General features: G+C 63.8%; 21 protein-coding genes and 1 tRNA gene. 11 read left to right on the top strand and 11 right to left on the bottom strand.

The window, feature by feature from the left end; all coding sequences use genetic code 11:
- Positions 1–58 precede the first annotated feature (58 nt).
- From hpf to E4K64_RS11560, 4 genes are all read left to right on the top strand, one after another.
- Positions 59–676: a ribosome hibernation-promoting factor, HPF/YfiA family gene (gene hpf, locus E4K64_RS11575; RefSeq protein ID WP_126256954.1), complete on the top strand. Its 618-nt coding sequence runs from the start codon at positions 59–61 to the stop codon at positions 674–676.
- A 216-nt stretch (positions 677–892) separates the two neighbouring features.
- Positions 893–1,354, top strand: coding sequence for a PTS IIA-like nitrogen regulatory protein PtsN (ptsN, locus tag E4K64_RS11570; RefSeq protein ID WP_014438750.1), 462 nt, complete (start codon positions 893–895; stop codon positions 1,352–1,354).
- A gap of 512 nt (positions 1,355–1,866) precedes the next feature.
- Complete coding sequence (locus tag E4K64_RS11565) at positions 1,867–3,147, top strand: O-antigen ligase family protein (RefSeq protein ID WP_135163613.1); 1,281 nt, start codon at positions 1,867–1,869, stop codon at positions 3,145–3,147.
- Between the two features lie 13 nt (positions 3,148–3,160).
- Entirely contained in the window at positions 3,161–4,183 is a 1,023-nt protein-coding gene (locus tag E4K64_RS11560; RefSeq protein ID WP_135163612.1) for a glycoside hydrolase family 5 protein, read from the top strand.
- Between the two features lie 109 nt (positions 4,184–4,292).
- Here the strand turns inward: E4K64_RS11560 and E4K64_RS11555 are convergent, their stop codons facing one another.
- From E4K64_RS11555 to E4K64_RS11520, 8 genes are all read right to left on the bottom strand, one after another.
- A complete protein-coding gene (locus tag E4K64_RS11555) occupies positions 4,293–4,565 on the bottom strand; it encodes a BQ00720 family protein (RefSeq protein ID WP_011083553.1) in 273 nt (90 codons plus the stop codon).
- Between the two features lie 50 nt (positions 4,566–4,615).
- The gene (locus E4K64_RS11550; protein WP_028133593.1) at positions 4,616–5,041 is read right to left on the bottom strand and encodes an Hsp20 family protein; all 426 of its coding nucleotides are present in this window, start codon (positions 5,039–5,041) and stop codon (positions 4,616–4,618) included.
- Positions 5,042–5,326: 285 nt separating this feature from the next.
- Complete coding sequence (locus E4K64_RS11545; protein WP_135163611.1) at positions 5,327–6,415, bottom strand: sn-glycerol-3-phosphate import ATP-binding protein UgpC; 1,089 nt, start codon at positions 6,413–6,415, stop codon at positions 5,327–5,329.
- Between the two features lie 108 nt (positions 6,416–6,523).
- Entirely contained in the window at positions 6,524–7,372 is an 849-nt protein-coding gene (gene ugpE, locus E4K64_RS11540; RefSeq protein ID WP_135163610.1) for a sn-glycerol-3-phosphate ABC transporter permease UgpE, read from the bottom strand.
- Entirely contained in the window at positions 7,372–8,253 is an 882-nt protein-coding gene (gene ugpA, locus E4K64_RS11535) for a sn-glycerol-3-phosphate ABC transporter permease UgpA (RefSeq protein ID WP_126256959.1), read from the bottom strand. Before ugpA ends, ugpE begins: the two co-directional genes overlap by 1 nt.
- Positions 8,254–8,301: 48 nt before the next feature.
- On the bottom strand, positions 8,302–9,618 hold the full coding sequence (gene ugpB, locus E4K64_RS11530) for a sn-glycerol-3-phosphate ABC transporter substrate-binding protein UgpB (RefSeq protein WP_135163609.1): 1,317 nt from the start codon (positions 9,616–9,618) through the stop codon (positions 8,302–8,304).
- Positions 9,619–10,039: 421 nt separating this feature from the next.
- Positions 10,040–11,245 carry a CaiB/BaiF CoA transferase family protein gene (locus E4K64_RS11525; protein WP_126256961.1) on the bottom strand — a complete coding sequence of 402 codons (1,206 nt, stop codon included), beginning with the start codon at positions 11,243–11,245 and terminating at the stop codon, positions 10,040–10,042.
- A gap of 185 nt (positions 11,246–11,430) precedes the next feature.
- Positions 11,431–11,856, bottom strand: a complete 426-nt coding sequence (locus E4K64_RS11520) for an organic hydroperoxide resistance protein (RefSeq protein ID WP_135163608.1) — start codon at positions 11,854–11,856, stop codon at positions 11,431–11,433.
- A gap of 150 nt (positions 11,857–12,006) precedes the next feature.
- On the opposite strand from E4K64_RS11520, the gene E4K64_RS11515 reads away from it, so the two are divergent.
- The gene (locus E4K64_RS11515; protein ID WP_135163607.1) at positions 12,007–12,468 is read left to right on the top strand and encodes a MarR family winged helix-turn-helix transcriptional regulator; all 462 of its coding nucleotides are present in this window, start codon (positions 12,007–12,009) and stop codon (positions 12,466–12,468) included.
- A gap of 5 nt (positions 12,469–12,473) precedes the next feature.
- Here E4K64_RS11515 and E4K64_RS11510 read toward each other — a convergent pair whose 3' ends face one another.
- The 3 genes from E4K64_RS11510 to E4K64_RS11500 all read right to left on the bottom strand — a co-directional run bounded on the left by E4K64_RS11510 (position 12,474) and on the right by E4K64_RS11500 (position 13,702).
- Positions 12,474–12,710 carry a GIY-YIG nuclease family protein gene (locus tag E4K64_RS11510; RefSeq protein WP_135163606.1) on the bottom strand — a complete coding sequence of 79 codons (237 nt, stop codon included), beginning with the start codon at positions 12,708–12,710 and terminating at the stop codon, positions 12,474–12,476.
- A 414-nt stretch (positions 12,711–13,124) separates the two neighbouring features.
- Positions 13,125–13,200, bottom strand: a tRNA-Ala gene (locus E4K64_RS11505).
- A 94-nt stretch (positions 13,201–13,294) separates the two neighbouring features.
- Positions 13,295–13,702, bottom strand: coding sequence for a TIGR02300 family protein (locus E4K64_RS11500; protein WP_126256965.1), 408 nt, complete (start codon positions 13,700–13,702; stop codon positions 13,295–13,297).
- A gap of 160 nt (positions 13,703–13,862) precedes the next feature.
- Between E4K64_RS11500 and aroA the strand changes: the two genes are divergently transcribed.
- From aroA to E4K64_RS11470, 6 genes are all read left to right on the top strand, one after another.
- Positions 13,863–15,200: a 3-phosphoshikimate 1-carboxyvinyltransferase gene (gene aroA, locus E4K64_RS11495; protein ID WP_135163605.1), complete on the top strand. Its 1,338-nt coding sequence runs from the start codon at positions 13,863–13,865 to the stop codon at positions 15,198–15,200.
- A complete protein-coding gene (cmk, locus tag E4K64_RS11490; RefSeq protein ID WP_135163604.1) occupies positions 15,197–15,835 on the top strand; it encodes a (d)CMP kinase in 639 nt (212 codons plus the stop codon). Before aroA ends, cmk begins: the two co-directional genes overlap by 4 nt.
- 267 nt (positions 15,836–16,102) lie before the next feature.
- Positions 16,103–17,809, top strand: a complete 1,707-nt coding sequence (gene rpsA, locus E4K64_RS11485; protein ID WP_126256970.1) for a 30S ribosomal protein S1 — start codon at positions 16,103–16,105, stop codon at positions 17,807–17,809.
- 377 nt (positions 17,810–18,186) lie between these two features.
- Complete coding sequence (gene sppA, locus E4K64_RS11480; RefSeq protein WP_135163603.1) at positions 18,187–19,167, top strand: signal peptide peptidase SppA; 981 nt, start codon at positions 18,187–18,189, stop codon at positions 19,165–19,167.
- A 171-nt stretch (positions 19,168–19,338) separates the two neighbouring features.
- Complete coding sequence (locus tag E4K64_RS11475) at positions 19,339–19,644, top strand: integration host factor subunit beta (RefSeq protein WP_008539997.1); 306 nt, start codon at positions 19,339–19,341, stop codon at positions 19,642–19,644.
- 74 nt (positions 19,645–19,718) lie between these two features.
- On the top strand, positions 19,719–20,111 hold the full coding sequence (locus tag E4K64_RS11470; RefSeq protein ID WP_135163602.1) for a lipopolysaccharide assembly protein LapA domain-containing protein: 393 nt from the start codon (positions 19,719–19,721) through the stop codon (positions 20,109–20,111).
- Positions 20,112–20,159: the final 48 nt, after the last annotated feature.

Below are 20,159 nucleotides of genomic sequence, written 5' to 3'. Positions count from 1 at the left end.
AACGACTTCAGCTGCGATGATGTCGTCGCAGCTGATGAGCAAACCAAGCGAGGCATCCATGACTCTTCGGATTTCGGGCAAGAGCATCAGCGTCGGGGAGGCCCTGCGGGGCCGCGTTGCCGATCGCACCGACGAGGTGCTGCGCAAATATTTCGACGGCAATTATTCCGGCCACATCACGCTCAGCAAGGATGGCTTCGGCTTCCGCACCGATTGCGCCCTGCACCTCGATTCGGGGATCACGCTGGAGGCCGATTCGAACGCGCCGGATGCCTATGCCAGCGCCGACCAGGCGCTGGTGATGATCGAGAGGCGGCTGCGCCGCTACAAGAACCGGCTCAAGGACCGCTCCGCCCGCAAGGCCCATGTCGCCTCCGAAGCGCTGGCGGCGCTCGACGCGACGGCTTACGTGCTCGAGGCGCCCGGAGAGGGCGAAGAGGAAGTCACCGGCTACAGCCCCGTGATCATTGCGGAGCAAACCACGTCGTTGAAACAGCTCTCGGTCAGCGAGGCGGTCATGGAACTCGACCTCAGCGGCGCACCTTGCCTGGTATTCCAGCATGGCTCTTCGGGCCGGGTGAACATCATTTACCGCCGGGCGGACGGCAATGTCGGCTGGATCGACCCGCCGGGGGCCAAGGCGGATGGCAAGGTCGACGGCAAGGCGGGCGGTTAGGCCGGGCGGGGGGGCCGTACGATCCCGGCCCTTAACAATGACCGTGGCAAAGCCGCACGCGGGAGTTGGCACCGGGATTGCGTTGGAGTAGAAGCCCCCCACATCTGGATTGGGCTAAGTCCACCTCCTGCTTCATGTTATTGACGCCGGCCCAGCTTGGTCTATCAAGCGGGCCAAATCGGAACCTGACGGTTTAATTCACCTCGGAAAGCCTCCATGCCGATTACCGATCTGGTCGCACCCGAGGCGATTCTCCCGGCATTGAAGGTCAACAGCAAGAAGCAGGCCTTGCAGGAGCTCGCGGCCAGGGCCGCCGAGCTGACCGGGCAGAACGAGCGCTCCGTGTTCGAGGTGCTGCTGCAGCGTGAGAAGCTCGGCACCACCGCGGTCGGCTATGGCGTCGCCATTCCGCACGGCAAGCTGCCCAAGCTCGAAAAGATCTTCGGCCTGTTCGCGCGGCTCGACCGCCCGATCGATTTCGAGGCCATGGACGGCCAGCCGGTGGATCTGGTCTTCCTGCTGCTGGCCCCCGAAGGCGCCGGCGCCGATCACCTCAAGGCCCTCGCGCGCATCGCCCGCCTGCTCCGCGACCAGGACATCGCCAAGAAGCTCCGCGCCTCGCGCGACGCCCAGGCGATCTACTCGGTGCTGGCCCTGCCGCCGGCGACCGCGGCGTAAGGCCACCTTCTTCGTGCCTGTTGAGGGCCGGTGGACTCGGCAAGCAGCCTGAGCCGGCGGGCGGAGCATCGTGGCCTCCAAAGGTAGACGCTCCAAAGATCTTCGCGTTTGAGACGTACGGCACATCGGACGCCGCCAGAATCCGCTAGAGCGGAATGTGTTTGGTTGAATCGATGCGTGCGGAGAACTCAGATCACCTCTGCCCGTCGGGAGAGGCAATCGTCCGCGCCGATCGAGCCTAACTCCATCATGCTTTAGGGGTCGTTCGAAGCTTTGGACTGAGCGGACGTGATTTGGAATGAAAGGGCGCCCTTACGCATTGGCGCCGCGACGAGAGAGCGGCACGAGGAGCCGGACGTCGGTCGGCAAATGGCCGCCGGCCCGCCACCGTCCAAGAGCTTCGCGCCTCGCGAGACGCCCCGGCAGCGCGAGTTCCCGGGAACGTCGACCGCACGAAGGCGGTCGCGACGCGCGCTAAGGAAACACCACTCGTGCTCCAGGAAGGTCAGCTCATGACCAGCCTGCACACTGCACCGGATTCCGGGGCTTACGACAGTGCAATTTGGAAAGCGCCCAGCGCCGGCGTCGAAAAGCTCGCCAGACACGTGATCCGCGGCTCGATCACCGTCAACGTGGTCGCGTCGATGGGCGTCCTCCACTCCGCGCTTCTGCCTGCCGAGTGGAGCTACCTGCAACAGGCCGTCGCGCTCCTGATGTGGATCGTCCTGATCTACGCCAGCGTCTTCGTACGTCCACGCATACGCGTGCAACCTAATCCAGATCTCATCGTACTGGTCGCGTTCTATGCTTTCGCTGCCGTGTCCGTTCTTTGGACCAGCCTCGCCGCCGCAGCGATCATGAAGAGCGCGGCACTTGTAGTGACGACGTTCGGTGCGTACTGCCTCATCACGCGGATCGACATCGACGAGATCGTCGGATCGACGGCGCTAGGGCTCATCATTCTGGTCGCCGCATCAGCCTTGTGTGCGCTCTTCCTGCCGGAGATCGGCGTCGATCAGAGCTGGATGCACAATGGCCAGTGGCAGGGAATCTACGAATCGAAGCAGACGCTCGGCTTCATCAGCGCCTATCTGATGTTCTTTGCCTGCTACCGGAAGATGACGGGGCAGGGATGGATCGCATTTCTCGCGACGTTTCTCCTGGCCTCTACCTGCGTCATCGCCTCGGAATCCCGTGGCGCCGGTGCAGTTGCGGCTGCCGCCGGGGGATTGCTGGTGACCTCGATGTGGTCGATCCGCTGCATGAGGATTTACGCGGTGCTGCCCTTCATCATGTGCATCCTGGCCGTTTTTCTGTTTCTGTATTTTTATGTGACGGGATACGATTCCATCCATCTCGGCGAATCGACCGTCGATTTGACCGAGCGGACCTTCATTTGGCAGTACGCCATCGGCCATTTCAACGAAGCGCCGCTGCTGGGCTTCGGCATCAACGGATTCTGGACGCGCCCTGCGATTTACGACTATTTCAACCAGAATCATGGCTGGGTGCTCGACAATTATCACAGCGGCTACATCGCGGTGGCGATCGAAACGGGATTTCTGGGTTATGTGCTGTTCGCCGCGAGCGTCTATCTGTTCTCGGAGAAGGTCCTTTACCTGATCGCCACCCGGTCGATCGATCGCGGCCACTGCGCCCTCATCATCGGATTCGTCGTCCTGAGCTTCCAATCGAATTTCACGGAGACGATGTTCCTGCGCTCGACGATGTTCACCTCGGTGCTTCTCGTCGCATTCTTCTTTGCGGTGTGCAGGCCGGTGCCGCAGCAATGATGGAGGAAGCAGGATGAAGGTCGTCTGCGCCCGCTGGTCGGTGGCTTGTGGTCTCGCCCTGGCCATATCCGTCCTCGCAATTTGCTTCCGGGCCGACGCAGCCGGGCAGGGCACCGCGCGCGCCCCGGGAGAATTGGGGCGCGGCATCAACATCCTCGGCTACGACGGGATCTGGGAAGGAGGATGGAACGCGCCGTTTCGCCTGGACAACCTCACTGCCATCCGAAAGGCCGGGTTTTCGCACGTTCGGATCAATTTCTTCGGCTTCAAGTTCATGGGGCCAGGGAATCTGCTGGATGAAACCGTCTTGAGGCGGCTCGACGCCGTCATCGAGGAAGTGCTCGCCCGGGATCTCATTCCGATTCTCGACGAGCACGACACCCATGTCTGCCAGGGCGACGTGACCGGATGCACCGAAAAGCTGAAGGCGTTCTGGGCGCAAATCGCCGGACGCTATGCCGGAAGATATCCGAAGCTCGTCTTCGAGGTCCTCAATGAGCCGGGTGGGCAGATGACGTCAGCCAGCTGGAACGCCCTTCTGAATGAGTGTCTCGGCATCATCCGCAGCAGCAACCCCGGACGGACGGTCATTGCTGCCATTCTCAACGTCGACGACGTGCCGGTCGAGGAATTGGCCCTGCCGTCAGGTGACAGAAACCTCGTCGTCACGTTTCACTATTACGCGCCGATACGCTTCACGCATCAGGGCGCGCCGTGGTCGCCAACGTTCTCGCGGCTCGGGCCACTTGATTGGGGCTCGCCGGAGGACGAACGGAAGGCTCTCGCCGATTTCGAGAAGATGCGTAGCTGGGCCGAAAGGGAGAAGCGCCCGATCTATCTCGGCGAGTTCGGCGTGTACGAGGCCGCTCCGGCCGCAGCGCGCTCGAAGTATCTTTCGTTCGTGGCGCGCAATGCGGAGCGGCTTGGCTGGTCCTGGGCCTATTGGCAGTTCGATCATGACTTCGCCGCCTTCGACAGCGCGCGTCAGACCTGGAAGCCGGACATTTTGCGGGCGCTGATTCCGGCGGTGCATTGAGGCCCGCGTTGGGGACAATGCCGAACGTCATCGCGTCGAAATGAAAACGGGCACGCCTTCGTGCGAAGGCATGCCCGCTCGAAACTCTATCCGTGCGACGTGCGTGCGCTCAGTGCACGCTCACCGCTTGCAGCTCGTTGCTCCAGGCGTTGGCGACCGCGGCTTCGCGGCTGTCGGTCAGCATGATCGGCGTGCCGTCAGCGGCATGGAGCGCGAAGAGCTTGAGGCCCGGCGCGATTTTCGGCGCTTCGGGAAACAGGCCCGGCACGTCTTCCGAGCGGATCTGCTTCACATAGGCGATATGGCCTTCGCCGAGGGTTGCCAGCGTCTCGGGCGAGACGTTCTTGGCTTCGTATTCGAACGCAACGTGACCTTCACTCATGGTCTCGACTCCTCTGGAACACTAAGCGGTCGAGTCCGCTACTCGTTCCATTATTCGTGCTCATTGATAGCGATTGTCTTAACGATCCGCTCCGGTTCAGGCCGGGCCAGATCGATCGACAACAGCCCGTTCTTCAGATCCGCACCCAGCACCAGCATCCCCTCCGCCAGCACGAAGGTGCGCTGGAAGTGGCGCGCGGCGATGCCGCGATGGATGTATTGCCGGGACTTGTCGTCCTGCTGCCGCCCGCGGATCACGAGCTGGTTTTCCTCAATGGTTACATCGAGTTGGTCGCGCGTAAATCCGGCGACCGCCAGCGTGATGCGCAAGCGCTCGGGCTGGCCGTCCGATCGGTCGCACCTCTCGATATTGTAGGGAGGGTAGCCGTCGGCGCCTTTGACGACGCGATCGAGCACGCGCTCAATCTCGTCGAAGCCCAGAAGGAACGGACTGGATAACGTGGGAACACGAGACATAGTTTACAAAGTCCTCGCAGAAGCGACTTTGGTGTTTCAGGGCCCGTCAAGGCACCCCTTGATCAGCAATATGGGCATGTTCCCGTGTAGGTTCAAGCAGGTAGCGGGGAAGCTGTGGATGCGCGATTCATCCGCCACGCGGCCACCCACCGCACCAGATGCGTCTGGATCGTCATGGCCGGCATGACGAAAACGCGGCGCGATTTATCCCAATGAAAACAAGCCCCCTCCTACTGTGCATGGGGTTGTTTTCGCGGTTTGTGTTATCCGGCCCTTCGGAACCGCTCAGGCCTCAAGGCGCTTGCGCCCGTCGCCACTGAACAGGTGCAGCTTGTTGCGCACCGCCGCGACCCGGATTTTCGCGCCGATCGCGGGGGCGTCGGTTCCGGGGATGCGGACGATGATCTCGCCGGGCGGCAGCTCGCCCGGGGTGGCGGCGACGTGCTGCTCTTCCTGCTCGCGGCAGCCGTAGACGAAGGTTTCGGCGCCGACGCGCTCGATCGCTTCCACGGTCAGCGGCAAGGCGACGCCGCCGGCCGGGGTCTGGTCGGTGATGACGAAATCTTCCGGGCGGATGCCGAGGATGCCGGCGTCGGCCGCCGCGCTGCCGGCGAGCTGCGATCTGATCTCCTCGGGCCGCGTCGACATCAGGTTCATCGGCGGTGCGCCGATGAAGGAGGCGACGAAGGTGGTCGCCGGCCTTTCGTAGATCGCGAGGGGATTGCCGACCTGCTCGACCTGGCCGCCATTCATCACGACCAGAATGTCGGCGAGCGTCATCGCCTCGAGCTGGTCGTGGGTGACGTAGATCGAGGTGGTGTTGAGCCGGCGTTGCAATTTGCGGATCTCGACCCGCATGGCGATGCGCAGCTTGGCGTCGAGGTTGGAGAGCGGCTCGTCGAACAAAAACACCTTCGGCTGGCGCACGATGGCGCGGCCCATGGCGACGCGCTGGCGCTGGCCGCCCGAGAGCTGGCGCGGCTTGCGCTCCAGCATCGATGTCAGCTCGAGGATGCGCGCGGCTTCGTCGACGCGGGTCCTGATCTCTGTCTCCGCCATGCCGCGGTTGCGCAGGCCATAGGCCATGTTGTTGTACACGCTCATATGCGGATAGAGCGCGTAGTTCTGGAACACCATCGCGATGTCGCGATCGGCGGGCTCGATTCCGTTGACGATGCGCCCGCCGATGTCGATCTCGCCGCCGGTGACGGTCTCGAGGCCCGCGACCATGCGCAGCAAGGTGGACTTGCCGCAGCCGCTTGGTCCGACCAGCACGCAGAACTGTCCGTCGCCGACATCGACGTCGACGCCCTTGATGGCCTCGAAGCCGCCGGGATAGGTCTTGCGGACGTTGCGCAGGGTGACGTTAGCCATGGGATCTTCCGGCGAATAGCGAACAGGGAGTTGCGAATGGGGACTGGTTAGTACGCAAGGCGGACGCAGCGACCCCATTCGCTGCTCGCCAAACACTATTCGCCATCTTCACTTTTCCGTCTCGACCAGACCGCGCACGAACAATTTCTGCATCACGATGACGACGAACACCGGCGGCAGCATCGCCAGCACGGCGGTCGCCATCACGATCGGCCATTCGGTCAGCGCGTCGGTGGTGGTGATCATCTTGCGGATGCCGATCTGGATGGTCTGCATGTCGTCGCGCGTGGTGATCAGTAGTGGCCAGAGATATTGATTCCAGCCGAGGATGAACAGGATCACGAACAGCGCCGCCATGTTGGTGCGCGACAGCGGCAGCAGCGTATCCCAGAAGAAGCGCAAGGGGCCGGCGCCGTCGATCCGCGAGGCCTCCAGGAGCTCGTCCGGCACGGTCATGAAGAACTGGCGGAACAGCAGCGTCGCCGTGGCCGAAGCGATCAGCGGCAGCGCGAGACCCGCATAGCTGTCGAGCATGTGCAGGTCGGCGACGATCTTGTAGGTCGGATAGATGCGGACCTCGACCGGCAGCATCAACGTGATGAAGATCAGCCAGAAGATCGGCATGCGGAACGGAAAGCGGAAATACACGATCGCATAGGCCGAGATGATCGAGATCGCGATCTTGCCGACCGCGATCATCAGCGCCATCACCAGCGAGTTCAGCATCATGTTGCCGACCGGCTCGCGGGTCGAGCCGCTCGTGCCGACGAAGATGGTCTGGTAATAGGTCTGGAGGAAATGGCCGCCCGGCAGCAGCGACATCTGCCCGTTCGCGATCAGCGCGTTCTCCTGCGTCGAGGCGATGATCGCGATGTAGACAGGGAACGCGACGATCGCGATCCCGATCCAGAGGATGATGTGGGCGACGTAGCGCCGAAAGCCCTCTTCCTCCACCATCAGTACGTCACCTTGCGTTCGACGAAGCGGAACTGGATTCCGGTGAGCACGATGACCATGACCATCAGGACCACCGATTGCGCCGCCGAGCTGCCGAGATTGCCGCCGAGCAGGCCGTCGGAATAGACCTTGTAGACCAGCGTCTCCGTCGACTTGCCGGGACCGCCGCGGGTCATGGTGTCGATGATGCCGAAGGTGTCGAAGAAGGCGTAGACGATGTTGACGACCAGCAGGAAGAAGATGGTCGGCGACAGCAGCGGGAAGGTCACGGTCCAGAACCTTCGCATGGGGCGGGCGCCGTCGATCGCGGCGGCCTCGAGCACGCTGCGCGGAATGCTCTGCAGGCCGGCGAGGAAGAACAGGAAGTTGTAGGAGATCTGCTTCCAGGCGGCGGCGAGGATGATCAACGCTGCGGCCTGATCACCGTCGAGCAGCGGATTCCAGTCGATGCCGAGGCCGCGCAGATATCGCGAGAGCACGCCGAGCGAGGGATGCAGCATGAAGATCCAGAGCACGCCGACCACAGGCGGCGCCACCGCATAAGGCCAGATCAAGAGCGTGCGGTAGAGCATCACGCCGCGCAGCGGCTTGTCCGCCATCACCGCGAGCAGCAGTGCAAAGGACAGCGACGAGACCGCGATGGCGAACGAGAAGAAGAAGGTGCGCAGGATCGCCTCGAAATAAGCGGGATCGCTGAACAGCTCGACGTAATTCTCGAACCAGACGAAGGTGGTCGATAGACCGAAGGCGTCCTGCAGCAGGAAGGACTGGATCACGGCCTGCAGGGCCGGCCAATAGAAGAAAATCAGGACGATCGCGAGCTGCGGCGCAACCAGCGCGTACGGCAACAGCTTCGATTGGAAAATGGCTTGCTTTTGCATGATGCCCCGGAGCGGCAGGCCGGGCTCACCGGCCTGCCGCCGATCGCCTTACTTCACGGCGGTCTTTTCGAACTGGCGCAGCATGGTGTTGCCGCGCTCGACCGCCGCGTCCAGCGCCTGCTTGGCGGTCTTCTTGCCGGCGAGCGCCTGCTCGATCTCCTCCGACCAGACGTCGCGAAGCTGGACCATGTTGCCGAGGCGCAGGCCGCGCGAATTCTCGGTCGGCTCCTTGTTGGTCAGCTCGAGCAGCGGGGTCTCGAGATAGGGCTGATCCTTGTAGAAGCCCTCGGCCTTGGCCTTCGCGTAAGCCGCCTTGGTGATCGGCAGATAGCCCGAAGCCTTGTGGATGTAGACCTGGCGATCGGTGTCGGAGAGGAAGGACAGGAATTTCGCCACGCCCTTGTATTCGTCGGCGGACTTGCCGCCCATCACCCACAGCGAAGCGCCGCCGATGATCGAGTTCTGCGGCGCGCCCTTGACGTCAGGATAATACGGCATCGGCACCGCGGTGAAGTTGAACTTGGCCTGCGCCTTGACGTTGCCGAAGAACGCCGACGAGGTCAGGTAGAGCGGGCATTCGCCGGAGGTGAAGCGGCCTTCGCCGGTGTTGGTGCGGCCGGCGTAGTCGTAGGTCTTGTCCTTCTGCAGCTCGACCAGCTTCTCGAGGTGCTTGACCTGGAGCGGGCCGTTGAACGCGAGCACGGTGTCGAAGCCGTCGAGGCCGTTGGCCTTGGTCGAGAGCGGCACGTTGTGCCAGGCCGAAAGCTGCTCGAGATTGACCCAGGTCACCCACGAGTTGGAGAAGCCGCAGGTCGCATGACCGTTGTCATGCAGCTTCTTGGCCGCGTCGAACACCTCGGGCCAGGTCTTCGGGATCTCGACATTGGCCTTCTTCAGCTCGTCGAGGTTGACCCACATGACGGTCGACGACGAGTTGAAGGGGAACGACAGCATCTCGCCCTTCGAGGTCGAGTAATAGCCTGTGATCGCGGACAGATAGTTCTTCGGATCGAACTTCTCGCCGGCGTCGGCCATCAGCTTGTAGACGGGTTTCACGGCGCCGGTCGCGGCCATCATGGTCGCGGTGCCGACTTCGAACACCTGCATGATGTGCGGGGCGTTGCCGGCGCGGAACGCCGCGATGCCCGCATTCATTGTATCGGGGTAGTTGCCCTTGTAGGTCGGGACCACCTTGTAGTCGGTCTGCGAGGCGTTGAAGTCGCTCGCGAGCTTGACGATGACGTCGTTGTTGGCGCCGGTCATCGCGTGCCACCACTGGATTTCAGTCAGGGCCAGAGCCGGCGACGCCGTCATGCCGACCGTGAGTGCAAATGCGGCAGCTGCGCCAAAGTGTCGAAGAGCCATCAAGAAAACCTCCCTTGCCCGTCAATAAAGAGGCGCTTGCGCTAGCAGCGCCATATGACGTTCACATGACTGTGTAAGCGGCCGATACGAAAGCGGCAAGCGCTGCAGAAGGGAAGCCGTCAAATAGGCGAAGACGCCGCGGGCAACCTCCTCGTTCGCGGTGCATTATCGTGCCCGCGCCGCACTGCGGCATTGATGTTGGATGTGGAAGGCGAAGGGCTTGACGTGGTGCGGCGTGAGGCAGCCGATGCGGCTCCGGTCTCCTAAACCTCTCCCGCTCGCGGGAGAGGTCGGCGCGGAGCGCCGGGTGAGGGTTCTCTCCTCCAGGGATTGTCCCGTCGCGGAGGCACCCTTTCCCAACCCTCCCCCGCAAGCGGGGGAGGGAGCGCACCACCGTTGACGCTCGCCTTACTTCAGCACTTCAGCGCTTGCGCTCGGGGCCGCAGACCGTGCCGTTTTCGACCATCGCGTCGATCTCGGCCTTGGCGTAGCCGAACTCGCCGAGCACCTCGGCTGCGTGCTGGCTGAATTTCGGCGGCAGCCGGCGCAGGCTCGGCTTGCTGCGGTCGAGCCGGATCGGCGAGGCCACGCCCTTGTACCAGTCCTTCTCGATGATATCGCCGCGCGCGATCGTGTGCGGGTTGGTCAGCGCCTGGTCGATCTTCTGCACGGGCCCTGCGGGCAGGCCTGCGGCGAGCAGGCGATTGCACAGCGGCTCGGCTTCGTGCTGGCTGAACACGGCGGCGAGCTCGGCGCGCAACGCCTCGCGATTGGCGATGCGGTCCTTGTTGCGCGCAAAGCGCGGATCGGTGCCGAGCTCCGGCTTGCCGATCTCCTTGCAGAGTTTGCGGAAGGTGCCGTCATTGCCGACGCCGATGAAGATGTTGTCGGTCTTCGTCGGGAAGATCGCGTAAGGCACGAGGTTGGGGTGCTCGTTGCCGGTGAGCGACGGCGGCTTGCCATGCATGAAATAATTCGCGGTGTGCGGATGCATGATGGCAAGGCCGGTCTCGTACAGCGTCGTCTCCAGGAACTGGCCCTGGCCCGAACGCTGCCGCTCCGACAGCGCCATCAGGATGCCGATCGCCGCATAGAGCCCGGTGGTGATGTCGACCAAGGGCACGCCGATCCGCATCGGCCCGCTCTCGGGCGAGCCGGTCGCGGCGATCATGCCGGTCATGGCCTGGATGATGGCGTCGTAGCCGGGATTGCCGCCGCGCGGACCGTCGGCACCGAAGCCGCAGATCCGGCAATGCACGAGGCGCGGGAATTTCTTGCTGAGGACGTCGTTGCCGATGCCCCATTTCTCCAGCGTGCCCGGCTTGAAATTCTCGATCAGGACGTCGGCGGTCTCCAGCATCTTGAGCAGCACGACGCGGCCGCCCTCGGAGGCGAGGTCGAGGCCGATCGAGCGCTTGTTGCGGTTGATGCCGACGAAATAGGCCGCGTCCTCCTCGTGGAAGGGAGGGCCCCATTCACGCACCTCGTCGCCGGCGGGCGGCTCGACCTTGATCACGTCGGCGCCATGGTCGGCGAGGATCTGGGTGCAATAGGGGCCGCCGAGCACGCGCGTGAGATCGATGACGCGCAGTCCGCTCATGGCACCTGTGGCGGCTTCAGAACTCATGCCTTCGCTTCCCCTGTATCGACGTTTGATCACAGGCCTAGCGAGGTTTGCAGGGAGCAGCAATGGCTCCCGGCGTAGGGCCGCATGCGCCCGCCGTTGCGTCGATCCCGCGACGCGGCAAATGCGGATTCTGGCGGAAGCGGCCGGCCCGAGGGGGATCCCGGGCCAGCCAATCCGCCGTTCGATCAGACGACCGTCAGGCGAACGTCGACATTGCCGCGGGTGGCGTTGGAATAGGGGCACACCTGGTGCGCCTTCGCGACCAGCGCTTCGGCCTCGGCGCGGGCGAGGCCCGGCAGCGAGACCGCGAGGTCGATATCGAGGCCGAAGCCGCCTTCGGAGCGCGGGCCGATGCCGACGGTCGAGGTGACGGAGGCGTCATTCGGAACCTTCGGGCCGCCCTGCGAGGCCACGAACTTCATTGCGCCGATGAAGCAGGCGGCATAGCCGGCCGCGAACAGCTGCTCGGGATTGTTGCCGGCGCCGCCGCCGCCGCCGAGCTCCTTCGGCGTGGTCAGCTTGACGTCGAGCGCGCCGTCGAGGGTTGCAGCATGGCCGTCGCGGCCGCCGGTGGCCTTGGCGCTGGTCTTGTAGAGCACGTTCACGGACATTGTCGTCTCCCTGGGTTTCGGTGGGTGTGGTGTTTATTGCAGACAATTAGATTGTGTGCAATCGAAATTGCCGGGGCTCACATTTAATTGTTCGCAATTGAATGTGCCGCCAGGGGGCGCCACAATGAGACCAACCCCGGGAGATTCTCCATGCCTCGAAAATCGTCGGCAGCGGACGCGCCGCTGCGGCTCGACAACCAGATCTGCTTCGCGGTCTATTCGGCCGCGCATGCCTTCAACCGCGTCTACAAGCCGCTGCTGGATCGGCTCGGCCTGACCTATCCGCAATATCTGGTGATGCTGGTCTTGTGGGAGCGCGACGACGTGCCGGTCAAGGACATCGGCGAGCGGCTGTTCCTGGATTCGGGCACGCTGACGCCGCTGCTGAAGCGGCTGGAAGCGGCGCATCTCGTCAAGCGCACGCGCTCCAGCGAGGACGAGCGCCAAGTGTTGATCGCGCTGACGGCGCAGGGCCATGCCTTGAAGGAAAAGGCCCGCAGCGTGCCGCAGTCGATCCTGGCGGCCTCCCACTGCACGGTGCCGGAGCTGGTCGCGATGAAGGACGAGATCGTGGCGCTGCGGGATCGGCTGAACGCGGTGATCGGGGAGTAGGGGGGTTAGAGGCGCTTCTTGGCAAACGCGCGGCCGGACGCTGACTTCAGGTATCTCTCAAACGCGACGGCCTGCTTTGCATTGCTGAACGCGACGTAAGTCTTGAGGCGCCAAGGCCCGAATTTCGAAGTGTGAGGTACCTCGCTGGCATTGTGCTTTGCCAATCGGGCGCGCAGGTCGTCGGTGATCCCAACATAAAAGTGGAGGGAATCAAGGCTCTCAAGGATGTAGACGTACTTCACGGCACGCTCCCCAGTTGTCGAGGAGTTCTTATACCCGCTTCCGTTCTCCTGATGCCCGGCTTCGTCCTTCGGGCTACGCGCGGCAGCCTTCGCCACGAGAGGGCTTGCCGAGTCGAAGCTGCGAACTGGAGGTTTGCGGATGGAGCCCGGCTTCGCCCTTCGGGCTACGCCGCGGCAGCCTTCGCTACGAGAGGGCTTGCCGAGCCGAAGCTGCGAACTGGAGGTTTGCGGATGGAGCCCGGCTTCGCCCTTTGGGCTACGCCGCGGCAGCCTTCGCTACGAGAGGGCTTGCCGAGCCGAAGCTGCGAACTGGAGGTTTGCGGATGGAGCCCGGCTTCGCCCTTTGGGCTACGCCGCGGCAGCCTTCGCTACGAGAGGGCTTGCCGAGCCGAAGCAGGCGGAGCCTGCGAAGGCTGGTGGAGCCAGGCGGGATCGAACCGCCGACCTCTTGCATGCCATGCAAGCGCTCTCCCAGCTGAGCTATGGCCCCTTAGTCCTTAACGGGGTGAATCTGGTGGATCACCCCAACCGGCGAGTCCTGGCGACTCGCGCGGTGCACCCTTTTTCACAGATCAGGACTGATCTCAAGTCTCTTCATCACCTCCGACATCACCAATGATGTCGGTCACGTCCTCGTCGCCCTCTTCCTCGTCGGCGATGAAGGTTGAATCATCGTCATCGTCGTCGTCGAGGGTTTCGTCGACCTCGATATCGTCTTCGGATTCGGGCACCACGGCCTTGACCTTGCCGGTGTTCTCCTCGGCATCGGCTTCCTCGAGCGAGACCTCTTCGACCTCTGCCGGCTCGGGCGTCGCATCCGCTGTCGCCGCGTGCCGGGCTTCGGCGCCACGGGGCATGCGCGCCGGCGCCACCGGGGCGATCGGCACCACTTCGCCGGTATAGGGCGAGATCACCGGATTCTTGTTGAGGTCATAGAACTTTTTGCCCGTGGTCGGGCAAATACGTTTGGTTCCGAGTTCGGACTTGGCCACGGCAGGAATCCTGGGAATGTCTGAAAAGCGGTGTTTCACTTGGCTAGTTGGCGGCCCGCTGTCAATAGCGCATTACGGGAGAACGACATGCCCGTGACGAGGCACGGACCATGTGGTACCTGCGCCGAAGTCCCCTCAGGGCTCATCCAAGGACACAATCTTGACTCATTCCGACCATCCGAGGCCGCTTCAGTCCCGCGCCAGCGGTCCCCTGACCGGGACAGTACGGGTGCCCGGCGACAAGTCGATCTCTCACCGCGCGCTGATCCTGGGCGCTCTGGCGGTCGGCGAGACCAAGATTTCGGGCCTGCTGGAGGGCGAGGACGTCCTCAACACCGCCAAATCCATGCAGGCGCTGGGCGCCAGGGTCGAGCGCACCGGCGATTTCGCCTGGAGGGTGAACGGGGTGGGCGTCGCGGGCTTCGCCGCGCCCAAGGCGGCTCTGGATTTCGGCAATTCCGGCACCGGCTGCCGGCTGGTGATGGGCGCCGTCGCCGGCTGCCCGATCTCGGCGATCTTCGACGGCGACGCCTCGCTGCGCAGCCGCCCAATGCGCCGGATCCTCGATCCGCTGGAGAAGATGGGCGCGAAGGTCATCTCCGGTGGTGAGGGCGGCCGTCTGCCCCTGACCCTGCAGGGCGCGCGCGATCCGCGGCCGATCACCTACACGACCCCGGTCGCCTCGGCCCAGATCAAGTCGGCGGTGCTGCTGGCGGGCCTCGCCGCACCCGGCACCACGACTGTCATCGAGACCGAAGCCAGCCGCGACCACACCGAGCTGATGCTGAAGCATTTCGGTGCCGACATCTCCTCGGCGCGGGAGGGCGCGCATGGCCGCCGTATCACGCTCAAGGGCCAGCCCGAGCTGCACGGCGCCACCGTGGTGGTGCCCGCCGATCCCTCCTCGGCGGCTTTCCCGGTGGTCGCAGCGCTGATCGTCGAGGGCTCCGATGTCGTCCTGTCCGACGTCATGACCAATCCGCTGCGCACCGGCCTGTTCACCACGCTGCGCGAAATGGGCGCCTCGATCGAGGAAAGCGAGGCGCGCGGGGACGCCGGCGAGCCGATGGCGAAACTACGGGTGCGGGCCTCGAAACTGCGCGGGGTCGAGGTGCCGCCGGAGCGCGCGCCCTCGATGATCGACGAATATCTGGTGCTGGCGGTGGCGGCCTCCTTCGCCGAGGGCACCACCATCATGCGCGGCCTGCACGAGCTGCGCGTCAAGGAATCCGATCGGCTGGAGGCCACCGCCGCGATGCTGCGCGTCAACGGCGTGAAGGTCGAGATCTCCGGCGACGATCTGATCGTCGAAGGCCGCGGTCACGTTCCCGGCGGCGGCACCGTCGCCACCCATATGGACCATCGCATCGCGATGTCCGCGCTGGTGATGGGCTGCGCCTCCGACCAGCCCGTGACCGTCGACGACACCGCCTTCATCGCCACCAGCTTTCCGGACTTCATTCCGATGATGCGTTCGTTAGGGGCCGAGTTTTCATGATCATCGCCATCGACGGACCCGCGGCTTCGGGTAAGGGGACGCTCGGCAAGCGTCTCGCCCATCATTACGGTTATCGTCATCTTGATACCGGCGTGATCTACCGCGCGGTGGCCTACGCCTTGATGCAATCCGGTCATGATCTCCGCGACGAGGCGGCCGCGGTGCAGGCCGCGCTGGAGCTCGATCCCGAAAAGTTCGGCAATCCCGCGCTGAAGACCCAGAAGGCCGGCGAGGGCGCCTCGATCGTCTCGGCGATCCCCAGGGTTCGCGAGGTCCTGGTCAATTTCCAGCGGCAATTCGCGGCCGATCCGCCCGGCGCGGTGCTGGACGGCCGCGACATTGGAACCGTGATCTGCCCGGACGCCGACGTGAAGATCTTCGTCGTCGCCGACCCCAGGGTCCGTGCCCGCCGCCGCACCATGGAGGCCAGGGCGAGGGGCGAGGACGCGGACGAGGCCGCCGTGCTCGCCGACATCATCCAGCGCGACGAACGCGACAAGAACCGGCCGATTGCGCCTTTGAAACCGGCCCCGGATGCTTACTTGCTAGATAACTCCCAACTGGATATAGAAGGCGGCGTCCGGGCCGCCATCGACATTATCGAGGCTGTCCGAGCGGGCCGGTCGCGGGGTTAAGCCGCAGCCGTCATTGGAGGAAGTGCCCGCTCCCGCTCTTTGAGGTCGATACGTCAGGCCCCGCGTTTCGGGACCGGCACGATCCAGGCTCCGGACACAAGATTTCAACGTATCGAACGCGCGGGCCTCAGCCGGCCCGCTTCCGCTGTTTCGGCGTCGAGCCGGGGCAGCGAGCGGTCGCTCGAAGGTTCTGCGGACCTTCCGACACTGCGCGTGCGATGCGCCCATGAACCCAACGGCCGGCATGCTTCCGCAACTGGAGAACAAATGGCTTCGACTTCTGCTGATACCTACAGCCCGTCGCGCGACGATTTCGCCGCGATGCTCGACGAGTCCTTCGCAGGCGGCAACCTGCAGGAAAGCTCCGTCGTCAAGGGCAAGGTGGTTGCAATTGAAAAGGACATGGCCGTCATCGACGTCGGCCTGAAGACCGAGGGCCGCGTCGCCCTGCGCGAATTTTCCGGCCCCGGCCGTGACAGTGAACTGAAGGTCGGCGACGAGGTGGAAGTGTTCCTCGATCGCATCGAGAACGCTCTCGGCGAAGCCGTGCTGTCGCGCGACAAGGCGCGCCGCGAAGAGAGCTGGGGCAAGCTCGAGAAGGCGTTCCAGAACAACGAGAAGGTCAACGGCGTCATCTTCAACCAGGTCAAGGGCGGCTTCACCGTCGACCTCGACGGTGCCGTGGCCTTCCTGCCGCGCTCGCAGGTCGACATCCGTCCGATCCGCGACGTTGCGCCGCTGATGAACAACTCGCAGCCGTTCCAGATCCTCAAGATGGATCGCCGCCGCGGCAACATCGTGGTGTCGCGCCGCACCGTGCTGGAAGAGACCCGCGCCGAGCAGCGTCAGGAGCTGGTGCAGAACCTCGAAGAGGGGCAGGTCATCGACGGCGTGGTCAAGAACATCACCGATTACGGTGCGTTCGTCGATCTCGGCGGCATCGACGGCCTGCTGCACGTCACGGACATCGCGTGGCGCCGCGTCAACCACCCGACCGAGGTGCTCTCGATCGGCCAGACCGTGAAGGTCAAGATCATCAAGATCAACCACGAGACGCACCGCATCTCGCTGGGCATGAAGCAGCTGCTGGACGATCCGTGGCAGGGCATCGAAGCCAAGTACCCGCTGGGTGCCCGCTTCACCGGCCGCGTCACCAACATCACCGACTACGGTGCGTTCGTCGAGCTCGAGCCGGGCATCGAAGGCCTGATCCACGTCTCCGAGATGTCGTGGACCAAGAAGAACATGCACCCCGGCAAGATCGTTTCGACCTCGCAGGAAGTCGAAGTGCAGGTGCTGGAAGTCGATTCCGTCAAGCGCCGCATCTCGCTCGGCCTCAAGCAGACCATGCGCAACCCCTGGGAGGTCTTCGTCGAAGGTCACCCGACCGGTTCGGTGGTCGAGGGCGAAGTCAAGAACAAGACCGAGTTCGGTCTGTTCCTGGGCCTCGAGGGCGACGTCGACGGCATGGTCCATCTCTCCGACCTCGACTGGAAGCTTCCGGGCGAGCAGGTGATCGACAACTACAAGAAGGGCGACATGGTGAAGGCCGTGGTGCTCGATGTGGACGTCGAGAAGGAGCGCATCTCGCTCGGCATCAAGCAGCTCGAAGGCGACCCCTTCGCCGAGCCGGGCGATGTCAAGAAGGGCGCGGTCGTGACCTGCGAAGTGCTCGAAGTGAAGGAAAGCGGTATCGAGGTGAAGATCGCCGGTACCGACTTCTCGACCTTCATCAAGCGCTCCGAGCTTGCCCGTGACCGCAACGACCAGCGCGCCGAACGCTTCGCCGTTGGCGAGAAGGTCGATGCCCGCGTGATCCAGTTCGACAAGAAGGCCCGCAAGGTCCAGGTGTCGATCAAGGCGCTCGAAGTCGCCGAAGAGAAGGAGGCCATCGCGCAGTACGGCTCCTCCGATTCGGGTGCGACGCTCGGCGACATCCTCGGCACCGCGCTCAAGAACCGCGACAGCAAGTAAGCGAAACTTTCTTTCGCTGACATCGAAGCCCCGGCGCGAGCCGGGGCTTTTTTTGCGGTCTCTACAAACTCCGCTGTCGTCCCGGACAAGCGCAGCTCCCGACAATGCGCAGCGTTGTCGGGAGCGGAGCGCAGATCCGGGACCCATACCCACCGGCAGTGGTTTGGCGAAGACTCGGAGTAGGCATCTCGCGTCACGCCGCCCTGTGGTTATGGATCCCCGCTTTCGCGGGGATGACGACTGAATTCTGTGGCGACTTGCTTGCCCTCACGAGGCCTTGTTTTGTTCAAATTGCGCCGCAATTGATGTATCCAGATAAGCCGTTGGTCACGCCGTGACGGCACAACGCGTCCAGTCTTTCATTTGGAGATATTCCGATGTCGCTCGATTCGGACATCATCGTCGATCGCCGCCGGATTCGTCGCAAGCTGACGTTCTGGCGCGTCGTGGCCGCGCTGATCGCGATCGCGGCGATCGCCAGCGCTGCCCTGATTGCGACACCCGGCGCGCGGGGTACCTTCGCATCCGCCGGCTCGATCGCGCGGGTTCACATCGAGGGCCTGATCCGCAGCGATTCCGATCGCACGCAGGCGCTGGAGCGGCTGGAGAATTCGCAGGCTGCCGCCGTCATCGTTCACATCAACTCGCCGGGCGGCACCACCGCCGGCTCCGAGCAGCTCTACGATTCGCTGGTCCGGCTGAAGGCGAAGAAGCCGCTGGTCGTGGTGGTCGAGGGCCTGGCTGCCTCCGGCGGCTACATCACGGCGATCGCGAGCGATCACATCATCGCCCAGCAGAGCTCGCTGGTCGGATCGATCGGCGTGCTGTTCCAATATCCCAACGTCAGCGAGCTGCTGAAGACGATCGGCGTCAAGGTCGAGGAGGTGAAGTCGTCGCCGCTGAAGGCCGCGCCGAACGGTTTCGAGCCGACCAGCCCCGAAGCACGGGCCGCCCTCGATGCGCTGGTGAAGGATTCGTACGCCTGGTTCAGGGGATTGGTGAAGGATCGGCGTGGCATGGATGACACGCAGCTCGAGAAAGTGGCCGACGGCCGCGTCTTCACCGGACGCCAGGCGATCGACCTCAAGCTGATCGACCAGATCGGCGACGAGAAGACGGCGGTGACCTGGCTCGTCGAGCACAAGAGCGTCAAGAAGGGTCTGCCGGTACGCGACTACAAGCTTGAGCCGCGCTTTGGCGATCTGCCGTTCCTCAAGACGGCGGCCGCCGTCACGCTGGAAGCGCTTGGTTTAGGCTCGATTGCGCATCAAATCGGGCAAACCGGCGTCGCGCAGGCGGTCGATCGGTTCGGAATGGACGGAATGCTGGCCCTGTGGCAACCGGCCACCTCAAACTGAGGGGTTCAGGCGAGCTTCCCAAGGTTTTCCCGTCTGACGCGTATCGGGACAGCCCGCTTTTTCGGCATTTGTCACGCATTTTCACGACGCTCAACCTTGATTTAGCGTCTTGACAGATCAAGGTATTTTCACGGAAATGGTCATCCGCACGCTTCCGGGTCCTATCTCTCGATGATCAAATCCGAACTTGTTCAGCGCATCGCCGAGCACAACCCGCATCTGTACCAGCGGGATGTCGAGAACATTGTGAATGCGATTCTCGAAGAGATCGTAGCGGCCCTCGCACGCGGCGATCGCGTCGAGCTGCGTGGCTTCGGTGCCTTCTCGGTCAAGCATCGCCCCGCACGCGCCGGGCGCAATCCGCGTACTGGCGCCCATGTGCCCGTCGATCAGAAGAGCGTTCCGTTCTTCAAGACCGGCAAGGAAATGCGCGAGCGGCTGAACCGCGACCATCCGGATCCGGGCGCGGCGGACTGAGGCTGTCGTCGTCGGCGTTTAACGGAACGGCCGCATGATGCGGCTGCAAGCTGGATTCAAGACGAGCGATCGCGATGCGAAAGTTCCTGACCGCGCTGATCGTCATTCCGCTGGGCCTGATCCTGGTGGCGTTTGCCGTCGCCAACCGGCATTTCGTCACGGTCTCGTTCGACCCCTTCATTGCCGACGACCCTTCGCTCTCGGTCACGTTGCCGCTGTTCCTGCTGCTGATCCTGGTGGCGGCCGTCGGGGTCTTCGCCGGCGGCTGTGCCGTTTGGTTCGGCCAGCGGCATTGGCGGCGCTCCGCGCGCCGGCATGAGGCGGAGGCCCGGGCCGCAAAGGGCGAACTGGCCGATCTGCGGGCCCGGGCGGCCGCGGCAAGGCCGGAGTCCCAGCGCCTTCCCGCCCCGATCGGGGTGGGGCTTTACGGGCCCATCGGGCGAGACAAGCAGCGCGCGACGTTGTAGAAGCGGCCGCAACGCAAAACCCCGTTTTCCGGCCGCGGGCCAGCGGCC

The organism is Bradyrhizobium frederickii (genome assembly GCF_004570865.1).
In the GTDB taxonomy this organism is placed as follows: Bacteria; Pseudomonadota; Alphaproteobacteria; order Rhizobiales; family Xanthobacteraceae; genus Bradyrhizobium; species Bradyrhizobium frederickii.
Note: the sequence above shows the minus strand (reverse complement) of the source record. Positions and strands in the feature narration are given on the sequence as shown.